This is a genomic window from Actinophytocola sp. (assembly GCF_035634895.1).
GTDB lineage: Bacteria > Actinomycetota > Actinomycetes > Mycobacteriales > Pseudonocardiaceae > Actinophytocola.
Genome location: NZ_DASQCC010000067.1, coordinates 1 through 15612, shown reverse-complemented (window position 1 = coordinate 15612; position 15612 = coordinate 1). Strand labels below are relative to the sequence as shown.

Genomic DNA, 15612 nt, shown 5'->3' with positions numbered 1-15612 from the left:
CGATGTCGATGCGGTCGTCCTGCCGGGCTGGCGGGACCGCCCCGACGCGGAACGAATCTGGCACTCGCTGCTTCCGGCCTGGAGGAGCCGGCGCCGTGGTCGGTCGACGTGAGTGACCCGGCGCGTACCCGTCGGTGGCGGGAGCGCAAGGAGAAGTGCGAGGCCGGCGACCACCAGCTGTGCACCCCGCGGTCGAAGTGCCCGAAGGTCGGGAAGGGCTCGGCCGGCACGCCGCCGGCGGAGCCGGTGACCGCCGCCGGTGACGCGGTGGGTGACGTGACGAGTGACGTCACACCGCCCCCAGAAGATCGAGTCACAAAGCCGTCGCCACCTGCGGGTTTGGGTCCGCGTGGGTCACGGTTGTGGGAGGCGGAGAGCGTCCACGCGCGGGACGTCGGTCACCTGATGTTGCTTGAGGAGGCGTGCCGGACCGCGGACACGCTGGAACGGCTGAACGAGCTGCGCCAGGCCGACGACACCACGCTGCTGGAGCTGGTCCGCAACGACATCGAGTCCACCGACAAGGTCGTCGAGGTCCGCGTGGTGGTGAACGGCCTGCTGGTCGAGCAGCGCCAGCAGCAGGACACATTCCGCCGGCAGGTCGCCGAGCTGCGCCTGTCGGGCCGCGCCGGTGTGCCGGTCGGGCAGCAGGCCACGCAGGCGTCCCCGAGTGCGGTCGGGGCGGAGGCACCGGAGCCGTTGGCGGGGGAAGCGTCGGCGGCTCCGGACGCTCCGGCTGCGGGCGGAGGTGGCATCGGTGACCTCATCGATTTCGCTGCTCGGCGCTTCACGTCCCAGGGTTGAGGGGCATCCCGAGTTCACCGAGTCGCTTGGTGATCTCGCGATCGACCTGGCGGCCCGCGCTGGCCTGATTCTCGATCAGTGGCAGCAGGACTCGCTGCGCGTCATGATGGCCGTCCGCCCGAACGGCAAGTGGGTGTGCCGCCACTATTGCGAATGGATACCCAGGCAGAACGGCAAAGGGGTCCTGCTCAAGGCCCGCGCGCTGGCGGGCTTTCTGCTGCTGGGCGAGAAGGAGATCGTCTGGAGCGCCCACGAGTTCAAGACGGCGCACCTGGAGTTCACCCGCCTGTGGGCTCTGTTCCAGGTGCTCGGCACCGAGGTGCGGCCCGGCGATCCGACGCTGTTCAACATCCCGGTCGGCCCGGGTAAGTCGATCCGGGTCAAGGTCACCCAGGGCAACGACAACAAGGGCTTCAAGCGGCTCGACACGAAGGCGACGATCCTGTTCGTCGCCCGGTCCAAGGGCTCCGGCCGCGGGTTCTCCGGCGACCTGATCATCCTCGACGAGGCGTACGCGCTCACGGCTGAGCAGCAGGACGCGCTGCAGCCCACCATGCGGGCCCGGCCGTTCGCCCAGGTCGTCTACGTGTCCACACCGCCGCTGGACGGCGACTCCGGCGAGATCATGCACGAGATGCGGGCCCGCGCCGAGGCCGGCGACTTCACGCGGCTGGGCTACCGGGACTGGGGCCTGGCCGGCGACCTGGACCACCTGGAGAAGGTCGACCTGGACGACCGGGCCGGGTGGGCGGCATCCAACCCGGCGCTGGGGATCCGGCTCGACGAGGAGGACGTCGAGGACGACCGCCGGACCATGCGGGCCCGCGGCGGCCGCGGGTTCGCCCGCGAGTGCTTGGGGATCTGGCCGCTACCGCTCACCGTCGCCGGCGGCTCGATCGCGACGGAGGACTGGCAGAAGATCCTGGAGCTGGGCGCCGAGGCCACGCGGGACCGCTCGGCCGGGTGCGCGCTCGGCGTGGATCTGTCGCTGCAGAAGGACTACGGCGCGATCTTCCTGTACGGGCACACCCCGGACGGGCTCGGGTTCGGCCGGCTCGTCGACTACGTGGCCGGCACCGACTGGATCGTGCCGCGCCTGGAGCTGCTGCGGGAACTGCTGGAGCCGGTGGCGATCGGGATGGGCCGACACACCTTCAAGTACCTCGAGACCGCGCTGAAGAAGGCGCGGATCACCGAGCCGGCCGACCCGGCCAAGCCGCTCAAGGGCGACCTGGCGGTGCTGGGTGCCGCGGACATGGCCGCCGCGGCGGGGCACGTGCTCACCTCGACCCGCCACCACACGGTGCGGATCAAGACCGACGAGGACCAGCCGGAGATCCTCGACGACGCCGTGGCCGGCGCGAAGACCCGCCGTATCGGCGACGCGATCGTGTGGGCCCACAAGGACGAGGACTCCGAGACCAGCCCGGTGGGCGCCTGGACCGCTGCCCGCTGGGCCTTCTACGAGCGGATCACCGCCGCCAAGTCCTACGCGCCGGCGACCGCGCCGGCCGCCCCGCCAGGCGGGAACGTGCGCGAGCTGTTCCGCCCGATCGAGCGCCTGAACATCTGACCAGAGGAGGACACCGTGGCCACGAGCGAGATCCGGATCCGGGTGCCGCACCCGTCGAGCACGCTGCTGAACAACGCGCTCGGCCTGCTCGGCCTGGTCGCGATCGTGGTCGCGGTCGGCGGGCTGGCCGGCTGGCTGTGGGGCCTGCTCGCCGGCGGGATCTTCGCGGTCGGGCTGAGCCTGATCGGCGCCACCTACGCGCCCGCCGACCCGGCCGCCCAGGACGGCAGCGAGACCACCGGGACCAAGCGGCTCGCCGTCCTTGAGACCGCGGCCGCGGAGTCGGCGTGAGGAACCTGCTGCTGCCCCGCCGGGCAGTAGGGCGGGCACCGGCCCGGCGCGCGGTCGAGGCGACCCCGGCGCAGATCGCCGCGGTCGGCGCGTCGGGCACCGGGATGTACGGCGACCCGATCGACGACGACCGCGGATGGAAGCCGGCCGGCTCCCGGGGTCGTGAGGTGCCGTACTGGACGCAGGAGAAGGCCCGCACCTACTCGGTCGCGGCCTACCGGGTGAACCCGATGGCCAAGGCCATTGTGGACACCTACACGTCGTTCTGCGTCGGCGATTCCGGTGTGAAGCTGCTGGTGACGAACTCGGAGGTGGACGAGGTCGCCCAGCAGTTCTGGAACGACCCCATCAACAACCTCGGCGGCACGCAAGAACTCGGGCTGCGGTCGCTGATGCTGCTCGGCGAGACGCTGCGCCAGCTGATGGTGGGTCCGATGACCGGGGTGGTGCGGTACGCGCCGATCGACCCGTCGCTGATCACCGACGTGTGGGACAAGGACAACAACCCGGCCTGGCCGGAGGGCGTGGTGTTCGGCACGGGCGAGAACGAGAACGTGCTCACGATCGCGCGGCCGGACGAGATCACCGGCCTGCGTGACGGCGAGTGCGTGTTCTGGACGCCGTGGAAGGCGATCGAGACCGACCAGCGCTCCCAGCCGTTCCTCTCGACGGTGATCGACGCGCTCGACTCCTACGACACGGTGCTGTCCAACCTGGTCGACCGCACCGCGCTCGCCCGCTACCTGGTGTGGGACGTCACCGTGGAGGGCGACGACACCGAGGTGCAGAAGTTCATCGCCTCGCGCGGCGGCACGCACATCCCGAAGTCCGGCACGGTCGAGGTGCACAACGACAAGGTGACCTGGGCGGCGAAGTCCGCCGAGACCGGCGCCTACGAGGACTCCACCGCGGCGAAGTCCATCCTCACCAACGCGGCCGCCGGCTCCGGCCTCTCGAAGATCTGGCTGGCCGAACCGGAGGACGCCAACCGCGCCACCAGCCTGTCGATGGCCGAACCGGTACGTCGACGCGTGCAGGGCGTGCAGAAGCAGTGGCTCTGGTACCAGGCCGAGCAGGTGAGGTTCTCCGTGGACCGGGCGGTCGCCGCGCGCCGGCTGCCGGCCGAAGTGGACTCGATCGACCCGAAGACCGGTGAGCGCACCAAGGTCCGGGCCTCCGACACGGTCATGGTGACCGGCCCGGAGGTCGCGGCCGCCGACAGCCAGATCACCGCGAAGGTCCTGCTGAACCTCAGCACAGGCCTGGAGAAGCTGGTCAAGATCGGCGCTCTCACCCAGGAAGCAGCCCAGGTCGCCGCGCGCAAGGCGTGGGAGGACTACATGGGCATCCCCTACCACGCCGACCTCGGCAAGCCGAACGCCAACCCGGACGACATCGCCGCAGAAGCCGAAAAGGCCGCTGCCAAGCCAAATCTGCACGCCGTCTAACGCGTGCGCCAAGGAGGAACCGTGAGCAACCAGCCGACCGAGCTGCACCCCGACGACCGCAAGAAGCTGGCCCGCGTGCTCGGCATGAAGCCGTCCGAGATCATCGCGGCCGCCGAGCTGCCCGACGCCGACCCGGACGCCGCGGTGGTCCAGACCCACGACGGCCAGCACGTCCTGGTCACGACCGACCAGGACGGCAAGCCGGTCGTGACGCCCTGGGACGGCCCGATGCCCGGCGCGCCGGTGGAGGGCGACGAACCGGTCCTGGTCGGCGAGCAGGGGCCGGAGCTGAGGGTCCAGGGCGGCGCCGTCGTCGACCCGAACGCGTCTGTTGACGAGGACCAGGGCGACGGTGAGGTCCAGGGCGGCGCCGCCGTGACCGGGGGCGAGGTACCGGCCGGCACGGTCGACGAGGTCCTCGCCTGGGTCGGCGCCGACAAGGACCGGGCGGCGCGGGCGCTGGTCGTCGAGCAGGACACCGACAAGCCCCGCAAGGGCCTCGTCGACCAGCTGCGCAAGCTGGCCGGCCAGGCGTGAGCGAGCACCGGCTGTGCGCGGATCCGGCGTGCGGCACCTGTGCGCAGACCCGCGCCACGGCCGGGTTCCGCAGCGACCAGCTCGGCGACCGCCTCGGTGACCAGCTCGAGCAGAAGGGGGTGGGCGACGTGGTGACGTGCCCGCAGTGCTCGCACCAGTTCAACCCGAACAACCCGGCGCCGGTGCGCGTGACCGAGGCGGCGGCGCCAGCACCGCCGGTGTCGGCAGCGCGAGCGTTCGCGGATCCGGCGCACCAGTTCCCGGTCAGCACGGAGACCGAGGCGCGGGGGTCGTGGGCCCGGGTCGCCGAGGCGGATCGGCTGACCCGGGCGCGGATCAAGGCGGCGCTGCGCCGGTTCGACATCGCCGTCACCGAGAACGCCGCCACCGAGGCGCTGATCAACGGCAAGCGGTCGTTCGATGACGTGCGCGAGCTGGTGCGCCGTGCCGTGCGGGCGCACCTGAACACGATGTACACCGACCGGTACTGCTGGGCCTACATCGTCGACCTGACCGACACCGACCTGGTGTACATGCAGGACGACGACCGGCTGTACCAGTGCGGCTACACCCTGATCGGTGACGAGGTGACGCTCGGCGAGCCGGTCGAGGTCGCCCGCACCTACACCCCGGTCACCGTGCCCGTCGACGCCGGCGGCGACGTCGACACCGGGATGGTGACCGAGGCGGCCGGGCGGGGCACGCGGGTCGAGCTGGGCGGCACGGCCCGTGTCCTCGAGGCGAAGGGCACCGACGAGGCCGGCAACCGGATCTTCCGTGTGCGGGTGATCCGTTACGGCGACAGCAAGAACGGCCGCCGCTACCCGGAGAGCGTGCTGCGTAAGGCCGCGCCGCTGTATGAGAACGCCAAGGCGTTCGACCACCACCGCACCGTCGAGGAGATGACCAGCGGCACGATCCAGGGCCTGGTCGGCTACTACCAGAACGCCACCGCCGAGGCCCTGGGCATCGAGGCCGACCTGGTGCTGCTGCCCTCCGCGAAGCACGCCGCCGAGGCGCTCGACGCCGCCCTGGCGCTGGAAGGCGTCGACCCGCTCGTCGGTATCAGCCACGACGCCTACGCGCACTTCCGGTCGGTGCAGGAGAACGGCCGGCAGATCCAGGAAGCAACCGCGATCACCTCGGTGAACTCGGCTGACATCGTCGCCCACCCCGCCGCCGGCGGCCAGGCCACACGTGTGGTCGCTGGTGGTGACGACCCCAACGACCCGACGGGCACGACGCCCGCGGGGAGCACGAAGGAGAACGAAGTGGTGGACACCGCTGACGTGCTCGCTGCGCTGAAGGAGGCCACGGACGAGCAGCTCGCCGGGGTCGGTCTGGCGCGGGCGAGCGAAACCACGGCCGGCCCGGTCACCGAGACCGCGCCGGCGCCGGTCACCGAGACCGACGATCTGCAGCCGAAGGGTTCTTTCCTCGGCAAGATGCTGATCCGGTCCAAGGTGGAGGAAGCCGGGCTGCCGGCGGCGATGGTCGAGGCCGTCGCCGCGGCGCTGCCGGACCGGATCGGCGAGTCGCACGTGGACACGCAGATCGCCGCGCAGAAGTCGGCGCTGGCCGCGTTCGAGCGTGCCGGGCTGGCCGCGCCGGCGCGGGTGAAGGTGACCCAGGAGTCGCACGAGAAGAAGGTCGCCGCGCTGGACGCGTTCTGGGCCGGGAACTACCGCGAGGGCTACCGCAGCCTCAAACACGCGTTCCAGGACTTCAGCGGCAGGCGGTTCGCGTTCGACGAGGACGACAACAAGGTCATCCTGCGCGAGTCGCACGGCCGGTTCGACTCCGGCGACAAGCGCTCTACGGAATCGCTGAACTCGGCCAGCTGGGACCAGGTGCTGGGCGACTCGGTCACCCGCCGCATGATCGCGCTGTACAACCAGCCGAGCCTGCAGTCGTGGCGGCAGGTCGTGTCGGACATCGTGCCGGTGAACGACTTCCGCCAGCAGCGCCGGACCCGGATCGGCGGCTACGGCCTGCTCCCTCAGGTCAACCAGGGTGCGCCCTACCAGCCGCTGCCCTCGCCGACGGATGAGGAAGCCGTCTACTCGGTGATCAAGCGTGGTGGCACGGAGGACCTCACGCTGGAGATGATCGCCAACGACGACATCGGTGCCATCCGGCAGATTCCGCGGCTGCTCGGTCTCGCCGCGGCGATCACCCTGTACCGGTTCGTGTGGGACATCTTCCCGACCAACGCCGCCACGACCTTCGACGCGACGGCGCTGTTCCACGCCAGCCACAACAACACCACCGCGGCCGCGCTGTCCCAGACGGCGCTGGACGCGTCGTGGGTGAAGATGCGTCAGCAGGCCGGCTACGGCGACTCGGCGAACATCCTGTCCACCGAGCCGAGGACGCTGATCGTGCCGACGACCCTGGGGCCGCTGGGCTTCCAGCTGACCAAGAGCGCGGTGGCGATCCCGTCCACGAGCAACGACCCGGCTGACCGGCCGAACATGTACCAGGGCATGAACCTGATCGTGATCGACTACTGGACCGATCAGAACGACTGGTTCCTGGCGGCCGACCCGAACATGTGCCCCACGATCGAGGTGGGCTTCTACCAGGGCCGGGAGGACCCGGAGCTGTTCACCCAGGCCGACCCGAGCGTCGGCTCGAACTTCGACGCGGACAAGGTCACCTACAAGATCCGCCACATCTACAGCGGCACCCCGCTGGAGTACCGCGGCCTGCAGCGCAACACGCAGTGACCCGCGAACTCTGACCCCAATCCCCTCAGTCCACCGGCCGGACGCGCCCCTCCGCTGTGCGTCCGGCCGGTGACCTTCCAATCTGAGCAAGGAGTAACCCATGCCCACAGTCGCTGAGCTGCGCGGCGATCAGATCTTTTCCGCCGAGGTGCCGCCGACCGCGGCCGGCACCCCGGTCGAGGTCCCGATCGTCGTGCTGCCGTTCAACGCGAAGATCACCGGCTGGAAGTGGGTGCCGGGCGCGGCGATCACCGCGAACGGCACCAACTACTTCACCCTCACCCCCCGCAACCGCGGCACCGGCGCGGGCGTGGTCATCCCCGCCACGGCGCGTGCCTACTCCTCCGGCAACGGTGTCGCGACCACCCCCGAGGCGCTCACGCTGTCCTCGACGGCAAGCGACCTGCTGGCCACCGCCGGCGACGTGCTCACCGCGCACTTCACCCACTCCGGGTCCGGGCTGGCGATCCCGGCCGGCCTGGTGCAGGTCGCGGTGCAGGTCCGCTGATGACCGCGCAGGCCAGCGCCAAGGCGGTGACCGGGGACGGCGCGGTGAGCGCCGTCCCCTGCGCGTTCCGTGGGCTGTCCATCCGGGACGCCAGCGCCGGCGCGAACACGGTCGTGCTCTACGACAACGCGTCGGCCGCGTCCGGGACGGTGATCGCCACCGCACAGCTCGCCTCGGGCGAGGACGTCCAGATCAGCGTGCCGGACGGGGTGCGCTGTACGGCGGGCCTGTACCTGGACACCACCGGTGCGGTCACCGGCAGCGTCTGGGTGTCCTGATGCTGACCCGGGTGCTGCGCACCGCCGCCGCGGCGATCGACCACACCTTCGTGGTGGGCGAGACCCCGACCGACTCGTCCACCACGCCCGTGGCCGTCACCATCACCGACGCCAACGGCGACAGCGTGCAGACCGGCAACGCCACCTCCGCCGGTGCCGGCACCGGCCGGTACACGTTCGCGCTCACCCCGCGGGCGAGCCTGGACCTGCTGACGGTGGAGTGGTCGGCGACGATCGCCGGCGCGGCGGTGGTCGAGGTCGACGAGGTCGAGATCGTCGGCGGCCGGCTGTTCACCCTCGCCCAGGCCCGCGCGTCGGACCCGATCCTGGCCAACACCAGCAAGTACACGACCGCCGACCTGGCGGCCGCGTTGCTGGAGACCGAGCAGGAGCTGGAGGAGATCACCGACCGGTCGTTCTTCGGCCGCTACCGCCGCGAGGTCCTCGACGGCACCGGCACCGGCGAGGTGCTGCTACCTGGCCACGACCTCCGCACGATCCGCGCGGTGCAGCTCGCCCCGCGGGTCGACGGGACGTTCGTGCCGCTGTCCGCCGGCGCGCTGGCCGCGCTCGCGCTCACCCCGGACAACACACTGGTCCGCACCGACGGTGCTGTGTGGACCGAGGGGCGCCGCAACGTCATCGTGGAGTACGAGCTGGGCCTGTCCCGGCCGCCGGCGGACCTGGTGCGCGCGGCCAAGACCCGGTTCCGGACGTGGTGCAACGTCACCCGCTCCGGCGTCCCGGACCGCGCACTGTCCTTCACCACCGCCGAGGGCACCAACTACCGGCTCGACCAGCCCGGCGCCTACAAGACCGGCATCCCCGAGGTCGACGGCGTGTATGGCCGGTACTCGCTGCGCGACGGTGCCGGTGCCGGCGATGGCCGGTCGGTGCCGGCGAGCCGGCCGCTGAACTTCGACCCGCAGTACAACAGCCTGTTCCACGGCGGCGTGCGCTGATGGCCGGCACCAACGCCCGCCGCGCCAAGAGAGCGCTGCTCGACAGTGTCGCGTCCTGGCTGGCCGCGGACGAGACCACCACCGAGGTGACGGTCACCTACGGGTACCGAGGCCACGAGCACGGTCGGGAGCTGGTGCACACCGACCGCGTGTTCGGTCAGCAGTCTTACCCGGTCATGGGCGGCAGCCGGGCCCGGTTCAAACGGGACGAGACCCTCACGATCAAGCTGAACGTGGTGGTCGACATCCCGGGCGGCGACCAGGACGAGGCCGAGGCCCGCGCGACCGCGATCGGCGCGGTGATCGAGAACAACATCGCCGCCACCGCCAGCCTGGCCGGCTACGAGCCGGGTGAGGTCATCTGGGTCGGGGTCACCGCGGTCGACCTCGATTCCGACGCCGACGACGACGGCGCGCTCGCCGTGCTCACCTACGACGTCGGCGCCAACTTCCGGCTCTCCTGAGCCACGCATCCCCAACGGTTTCTGCCCGTGCGGTCGCGCGGGTTCTTCGGCATGCCAAGGAGTCCCCTGTGCGGATCACCTATCACGGACCCCATGACGGGGTCGAACTCGCCGCCCTGCATGACGTGGTCGTGCGGCGCGGCCAGACCATCGAGGTCGACGACGCGCTCGGCGCGAGCCTGGTCGAACAGTCCACCTGGGACACCAGCCGCGGGGAGATCCTCGGCTGGCTCAACCACGTCGAGGACCTCGACGCCCGTAAGGACTGGGCGCGGCGGCTGCTGACCGCCGAACGGAACGGTTCGCAACGCGAGGACGTGCTGGAGGCCCTGGAGGTGTGGCTCCAGGCCCAACAGGTCGCCGACACCCCGCCGGACGGCGACGACCCGCCGGACGGCGGCGGCGACCAGACGCCGTCTGTGACGCCGTCCGTGCCCGACGAGAAGCCCGCTGAGACGCCGCCTGCCGGCTCGGCGGGCGCCGGCGGCGACAACACCGCGAACGGCGACCAGCCGGCCCGCACGACCCGGAAGGGGGCGAAGTAAGTGGGTATCGGAAGCGGCATGTCCGCGCAGCTGATGACCGCCGAGGAGACCGTCTACGGCACCCCGGTCACTACCGACCGCGGGTTCGAGTTCCGGTCGGAGTCGCTGAAGCTGGACATCGAACGCATCGAGTCTCAGGGCATCCGCGCCGGCCAGCGCGTGCTGCGCTCCGCCCAGTGGTACCCGGGGAAGAAGTCCGTGTCCGGCGACGTGGTCATGGAGATGGGCAACAAGGGCTTCGGCCGGTGGTGGAAGCACGCGCTCGGCGGGACCGTCACCTCCCAGCCGGACGCCGCGAACTCGCCGACCGTCTACAGGCACACCTTCACCCCCGGTGATCTCCCCACCGGGCAGACGATCCAGGTCGGTCGCCCCGACGTCACCGGCACCGTGCGGCCGTTCACCTACCACGGCTGCACCGTCGCCTCCTGGAAGCTCGAGGCGGCGGTGTCCGAACTCGCGGTGCTCACCATGAGCATGCTCGGCGAGGACGAGGACACCGCCACCTCTCTGGCCGCGGTCTCCTACCCGACCGGGCTGAGCGGCATGACCTTCGTCAACGGCACCCTGTCGGTCGCCAGCTCCAACCTGGACGTCAAGTCGGTGTCGGTCGAGGGCAAGAACGGCATCGCAGACGACCGCTACTTCATGGGCTCCCAGCTGCGCAAGCAGCCGCTGGAGCAGGCGCTGCGCGAGTTCTCCGGCACCATGGAACCGGAGTTCGAGTCCCTGACCGCCTACAACCGGTTCGTCAACGGCACCGAAGCCGCGCTCGTGCTCACCTTCGCCGGCGGCATCATCGAAGACGCCCTGACCTTCCAGACCGTCCTCACCGCGAACATCCGGTTCGACGGCGAAACCCCCGCCATCGGCGGCCGCGAGATCGTCAAGCAGACCCTGCCCTGGAAGGTCATCGACAACAGCACCACCTCGATCAAGGTCGAGTACCAGACCTCGGACGCCACCCCGTGACCGACCAGGCCGCCGGCGGCTTCGTCCCCACCGGACACACCTACCTGCTCGGCGAGCTCGGCTGCACCCTGCTCATGCCGACCCGCGAGTACCGACGGTATGTGCTCGGCGAGCTCGGCCCGCAGCAGGTGGTGCCGGTCGCGGTCGGTATCGACGTCGCGGCCCGCCCGCGTGTGCGTGCCCAGGCCGTGCGGCTCGACCAGCGGCGTGAACTGCCCGCCGGCGGGCAGGCATAGACGTGGTTGCCTACCTGCGGGTTGAGGGCACCGAGGAGTTCAGCCAACTCGCCCGCGACCTGAAACAAGCCGGCGACGGCAGCCTGCTGCGCGAGGTGCGGGACTCGATGCGCGCCAACGCCAAGCCGATCGAGGACGCGCAGAAAGCCCGCGTGCAGGGCATCAAGACCTCGACCACCACCCGCGGTGGCGCCTCGGCCCGCGCCGCGCGATCGGCGCGGCTGCTGGGTAAACGCAAGGCCGGCCCCGCGGCCAAGCTCCGTGCCCACCGCGCGTCCGGGCTACGGGAAGCAGCGGCGCGCACGGTGCGCACGCAGGTCACGACCGGAGGCAACACGGCGTCGGTGCGGATCCGCTCCGACGCCAAACGGATGCCCGCCGATCAGCAGCAGCTGCCGCAGTCCATGAACCGCGGCCGCTGGCGCCACCCCGTGTTCGCCGACCGGGAGAAGTGGGTCAACCAGACCGTCGCGCCGGTCGAGTGGTTCGACGAGCCCGCGGAGCGGGGCGGCGAGGTCGTGCGCGAGAAGGCGCTGGACAAGGTCGAGGAATTCCTTGACAAGATCTGAAGCGGAGGAGATCTCAACCGAATGTCGAAGTTCATCGATCCGAACGGGCGGGAGTACCCGATCACCCTCGCCGAGGTCACGAACCGGGAAGCGAAGCTGCTCCAAGAGGTGACCGGCGTTCCCTACCACCGGCTCGTGTCCGAGCTGGCGCTGCACGGTCCGGATGGCATGGCGGCGTTCTACTGGCTGGCGATGCGCAAGAGCGACCACCACGTCGAGTTCGCCGCGCTGGAGTTCCCCATGGGGAGACTGCATTTCGTGATGGAGGAGCCGGACCCTACGAAGGGGTCCGACGCGACCCCCGCACCGGCAAAATCCTCCTCCCCCCGGTCCACGAGGTCGACCAAACCGCGTGGCCCTCGCTCCTCTCCGAGCTGACGCAGTACAAGCGGGTCTTCTTCGAGCTGTTCGAATGGCCACCGTCCTTTGTGGACGAAATGAGTCGTACGGATTTCCAGCTGTTCAAAGCGATCGCGGATGACCGCCTTCGCACGATCCGCGCGAAGGCCGATGCAGCTCGCAAGTCGGGCAGGTAGTTCGAGGGGGTGAGGTAGATGGCCAGCCGCTCACGTGACCTGATCTTCACCATTCTGGGTATCGACAGGGGCAGCCCGGCCTTCAAGAAGGTCGCGAAGGCAGCGGACGACGCCGCCAGCCGGCTCGACCGGTGGGGCAAGATCTCCACCGCTGCCCTCGGCGGGTCGGCCGCGGCGGCCGCGGCCGCCGGCCTGGGGATCGCGGCCGCGCTCGGCGGCACCGCGCTGGTCGCCGGCTCCGTCGGCCTCGCGGTCGCATCGTCCAATCAGGACGTCAAGGACAGCTTCAACGACCTGTGGAACGAAATCTCGACCGGGACGAAGTCCGCGGCCGAGCCGCTCGCGTCGACCCTGCTGGGAATCCGTGACCAGATCGGCGGCACGTTCGACGCGCTGCAGCCCCGCATGGCCGGGCTGTTCCGCGACAGCGCGCCGGCGGTCGAGGCCTTCGCCGACGGCGTCGACGGCCTCATCCGGGAAGCGTTCCCCGGGCTCGAAGCCGCCGTCGAGTCCTCGCAGGCCCCGATGGAAGGCGTACGGGACCTGCTCATCGACGTCGGCAGGGGCACCACCGACTTCTTCGTCAACATGTCGAAGGGCTCAGACTCATCCGGGAAGATCATCCGAGAATTCGGCCAGATCATCCGTACCGCGCTCGGTTTCGCCGGCGACCTGTTCGCCCGGCTGGCCAACGAGGGCGAGCCCACAGTGAAGCGGCTGGAGCAGGTGTTCGACCAGCTGACCGGCACGATCTCCGGGCTGTCCAGCGGCGCGCTGCCGGTGCTGTTCGGCGCGGCCGGCCAGGCGCTGAACGTCCTGTCCGGCCTGCTGTCCATCGTGGGCATGGCGCCCGCACAGTTCGGCGCCTTCCTCGGTGTGGTGCTGACGGCCGGCGCCGCGCTCAAGGGCTTGGACACGATCACCTTCGGCGGGCTCTCCGCCCAGTTCGCCAAGGTGAAGACCGACATCAGCGAAGCGACCGGGTTCGGCGGCAAGGTCAAGGCCGGCCTGTCCGGCCTCGCCGGCGGATTCGGCATGCTCGGGGTCGCCGCCGCCGGCCTCGGCGTCATCCTCGGCGCGCTCGGCCACGAACAGCAGCTCGCCGCACAAGCGGCCGCGCAGCACGAGGCGAACGTGGAAGACCTGGCCAAGGCGCTGGCCGCAACCAACGGCGTGGTCACACAGTCCATCCGCGCACAGGCCGCGAAGCAACTGCAGGACACCCAGGTCGCCGACACCGGCAAGAACGTGCTCGCGGTGTCACGCGAGCTGGGCCTGAGCCTGCCCAAGGTGACCGACGGCTACCTGGGCAACGTGAACGCCCAAAAGGACCTCAACGCCCAACTGGACAAGATCATCCAGAACGGCACCTCGTATGTCCAAAGTGGAAACAGCTCGGTCGAGGTGACGAGCTACTGGGCCACACAAGCGAAGCTCCTCAAGGAGGTCCTGAACAACACCAACGGCACGATGGCGGATGCCACGGCCAGGTCGAAGGAACTCTCGGACGCATCCGCCACCAACGCCAGCAAGACCGAGGAGCACACCGCGGCGCTGATCCGGCTGAACGAGGTCATGCTGGGGTTCGTCGACAAGAACCTCGCCTACCGCACAGCCGTCAACGCGGAAACCGAGGCCCACCAGCGGGCCATCGACGCGATCAACGAGCACGGCATCAGCAGTACGGAGGCCACGGCGGCGATGTTCGGGTGGGAGCAATCGGTCGTGCAGTCCGTGGCGGCGGCCGGAGCTCTGGCCGAGGCGAACTACATCGGCGCGGACGCCGCGGAGAAGGCCCGGTTGAAGATGGAGGCGCAGAACAACGAGATCTTGCGCTTGGCGTCGATCTCTGGCAACGACGCGCCGCCCGCACTGCGACAGATGATCGGCGGTATGGACGCCACCGCGCTGGCCGCGCTCGGCGTCAAGATCAAGGTCAACGAGGCAGGGACCGCGATCGCAATCCTCCCGAACGGCAAGGAGATCACACTCACCGCGCAAGACCTCGCCAGTCCGGTCGTTGGTGGCGTCGAAGACGCCCTGGCGCGAGTGAAGAACAAGACGGTCTACCTCACGGTGAAGACGACCGGTGACATCCTCTCGTCCTCTGGTGGCCGTTACATCGCTGGTCTGGCGAGCGGTGGCCCGATGAAGGCCGGCGAGCCCTACCTGGTCGGCGAGGAAGGGCCCGAGCTCGTTTTCCCGAATCGGGACGGGTGGGTCGCTACGGCGGACGAGACCGATCGGCTGATGGCGCGTTCAGGTCGCGGTGGCGGCGGGGGTATGGGCGGTTCGGGAACAGTGATCAACAACTTCAACTTCGGGCGGTACTTGGGTAGCAGGGACGAGTTGGTCGCCGACTTGCGGGAGGCGATCAGTCGCCAGGCTCGCGGTTCGGCCGAACGATTCTTTGCGACGTCATGAGTGCGCCCGACGCGCGTGTCGAGGTGTTCTACGACGGCGCGTGGAACACGGTTTCGGCCCAGGACCTGGACGCGTCCCGGTCGTCGATCGGCGTCACGTTCGGCATGCAGGACTCGCACAGCGAGGCGGTACCCACTGAGGTTGGGTTGACGTTGGAGAGTCCGGGGTCGAAGTGGGCGCCACTGGATCCGCGCAGTCCAGTGCACGCGAAGGTGGGTGTGGGGTCGCCGCTCCGAGTGCGGATCGGCAATCCGCAGGTCGGATTGTCGCTGCTGGGTATGAATGGTACTTATGCGTCCACACCGGACACCGCGGTATTGGACATCACGGGCGACATTGACGTGCGTGTCGAACTGGAGCCGGTGACGTGGCGGCCTACGTATCTGACAGTCCTCGTCGCGAAGGTCGACGCCCAGTTCTCGTATGGGTTCTTCCTCGCCGGCAACGGGAATCTGCTGCTCGTGTGGACTACCGACGGCACGACCGGGACGCTGGTGTCAGTGGTGTCCACCGCGCCCGTGTCTGCCTCGGCGGGCAGGCTCGCGGTCCGGGCCACGCTCGACGTCAACAACGGTGCCGGCGGCAAGACGGTCACCTTCTACACCGCCTCGGCTATCGGTGGATCATGGACGCAGCTGGGGGCGGCGGTGACTACGGCGGGCACAACGAGCATCTTCGCCAGTACTGTGGATCTCGCCGTTGGTGCGAGTAGCCTCGGTGGCACCGTGTTCGCCCC

16 protein-coding genes and 1 pseudogene are annotated in these 15612 nt (G+C 69.8%); all 17 read left to right on the top strand.

Going from position 1 to position 15612, the window contains the following annotated elements:
- Positions 1-804 (top strand): hypothetical protein (locus VET29_RS09875; protein WP_324917969.1); only part of this gene is annotated, 804 nt, incomplete at its 5' end.
- Entirely contained in the window at positions 758-2377 is a 1620-nt protein-coding gene (locus VET29_RS09870) for a hypothetical protein (protein ID WP_324917966.1), read from the top strand. The genes VET29_RS09875 and VET29_RS09870, both read left to right, overlap by 47 nt.
- Positions 2378-2392: 15 nt before the next feature.
- The gene (locus VET29_RS09865) at positions 2393-2668 is read left to right on the top strand and encodes a hypothetical protein (protein ID WP_324917963.1); all 276 of its coding nucleotides are present in this window, start codon (positions 2393-2395) and stop codon (positions 2666-2668) included.
- Positions 2665-4116: a hypothetical protein gene (locus tag VET29_RS09860; protein ID WP_324917960.1), complete on the top strand. Its 1452-nt coding sequence runs from the start codon at positions 2665-2667 to the stop codon at positions 4114-4116. Before VET29_RS09865 ends, VET29_RS09860 begins: the two co-directional genes overlap by 4 nt.
- A 21-nt stretch (positions 4117-4137) precedes the next feature.
- A complete protein-coding gene (locus VET29_RS09855) occupies positions 4138-4653 on the top strand; it encodes a hypothetical protein (protein WP_324917956.1) in 516 nt (171 codons plus the stop codon).
- Entirely contained in the window at positions 4650-7382 is a 2733-nt protein-coding gene (locus VET29_RS09850; RefSeq protein ID WP_324917953.1) for a hypothetical protein, read from the top strand. Before VET29_RS09855 ends, VET29_RS09850 begins: the two co-directional genes overlap by 4 nt.
- A gap of 100 nt (positions 7383-7482) precedes the next feature.
- Complete coding sequence (locus VET29_RS09845) at positions 7483-7890, top strand: hypothetical protein (protein WP_324917950.1); 408 nt, start codon at positions 7483-7485, stop codon at positions 7888-7890.
- A complete protein-coding gene (locus tag VET29_RS09840; protein ID WP_324917948.1) occupies positions 7890-8168 on the top strand; it encodes a hypothetical protein in 279 nt (92 codons plus the stop codon). Before VET29_RS09845 ends, VET29_RS09840 begins: the two co-directional genes overlap by 1 nt.
- On the top strand, positions 8168-9130 hold the full coding sequence (locus tag VET29_RS09835) for a hypothetical protein (RefSeq protein ID WP_324917945.1): 963 nt from the start codon (positions 8168-8170) through the stop codon (positions 9128-9130). Before VET29_RS09840 ends, VET29_RS09835 begins: the two co-directional genes overlap by 1 nt.
- Positions 9130-9594, top strand: coding sequence for a hypothetical protein (locus VET29_RS09830; RefSeq protein WP_324917942.1), 465 nt, complete (start codon positions 9130-9132; stop codon positions 9592-9594). Before VET29_RS09835 ends, VET29_RS09830 begins: the two co-directional genes overlap by 1 nt.
- Before the next feature lie 68 nt (positions 9595-9662).
- Positions 9663-10139, top strand: a complete 477-nt coding sequence (locus VET29_RS09825) for a hypothetical protein (RefSeq protein WP_324917939.1) — start codon at positions 9663-9665, stop codon at positions 10137-10139.
- Positions 10140-10157: 18 nt separating this feature from the next.
- Positions 10158-11111, top strand: coding sequence for a phage tail tube protein (locus tag VET29_RS09820; protein ID WP_324917936.1), 954 nt, complete (start codon positions 10158-10160; stop codon positions 11109-11111).
- A complete protein-coding gene (locus VET29_RS09815) occupies positions 11108-11347 on the top strand; it encodes a hypothetical protein (protein ID WP_324917933.1) in 240 nt (79 codons plus the stop codon). The genes VET29_RS09820 and VET29_RS09815 overlap by 4 nt, the downstream gene beginning before the upstream one ends.
- 2 nt (positions 11348-11349) lie before the next feature.
- Entirely contained in the window at positions 11350-11916 is a 567-nt protein-coding gene (locus VET29_RS09810; protein WP_324917930.1) for a hypothetical protein, read from the top strand.
- A 21-nt stretch (positions 11917-11937) separates the two neighbouring features.
- Positions 11938-12294 carry a hypothetical protein gene (locus tag VET29_RS09805; RefSeq protein WP_324917927.1) on the top strand — a complete coding sequence of 119 codons (357 nt, stop codon included), beginning with the start codon at positions 11938-11940 and terminating at the stop codon, positions 12292-12294.
- Positions 12295-12857: 563 nt separating this feature from the next.
- The gene (locus VET29_RS09800; RefSeq protein ID WP_324917924.1) at positions 12858-14876 is read left to right on the top strand and encodes a hypothetical protein; all 2019 of its coding nucleotides are present in this window, start codon (positions 12858-12860) and stop codon (positions 14874-14876) included.
- A 23-nt stretch (positions 14877-14899) separates the two neighbouring features.
- Positions 14900-15612: pseudogene (locus tag VET29_RS09795) on the top strand (hypothetical protein); the annotation flags it as partial.

Coding starts and splice junctions, on each gene's coding strand:
- VET29_RS09840 (WP_324917948.1), top strand. CDS start 7,890: ATGACCGCGCAGGCCAGCGCCAAGGCGGTGACCGGGGACGGCGCGGTG.
- VET29_RS09835 (WP_324917945.1), top strand. CDS start 8,168: ATGCTGACCCGGGTGCTGCGCACCGCCGCCGCGGCGATCGACCACACC.
- VET29_RS09845 (WP_324917950.1), top strand. CDS start 7,483: ATGCCCACAGTCGCTGAGCTGCGCGGCGATCAGATCTTTTCCGCCGAG.
- VET29_RS09800 (WP_324917924.1), top strand. CDS start 12,858: ATGGCCGGGCTGTTCCGCGACAGCGCGCCGGCGGTCGAGGCCTTCGCC.
- VET29_RS09830 (WP_324917942.1), top strand. CDS start 9,130: ATGGCCGGCACCAACGCCCGCCGCGCCAAGAGAGCGCTGCTCGACAGT.
- VET29_RS09820 (WP_324917936.1), top strand. CDS start 10,158: ATGTCCGCGCAGCTGATGACCGCCGAGGAGACCGTCTACGGCACCCCG.
- VET29_RS09805 (WP_324917927.1), top strand. CDS start 11,938: ATGTCGAAGTTCATCGATCCGAACGGGCGGGAGTACCCGATCACCCTC.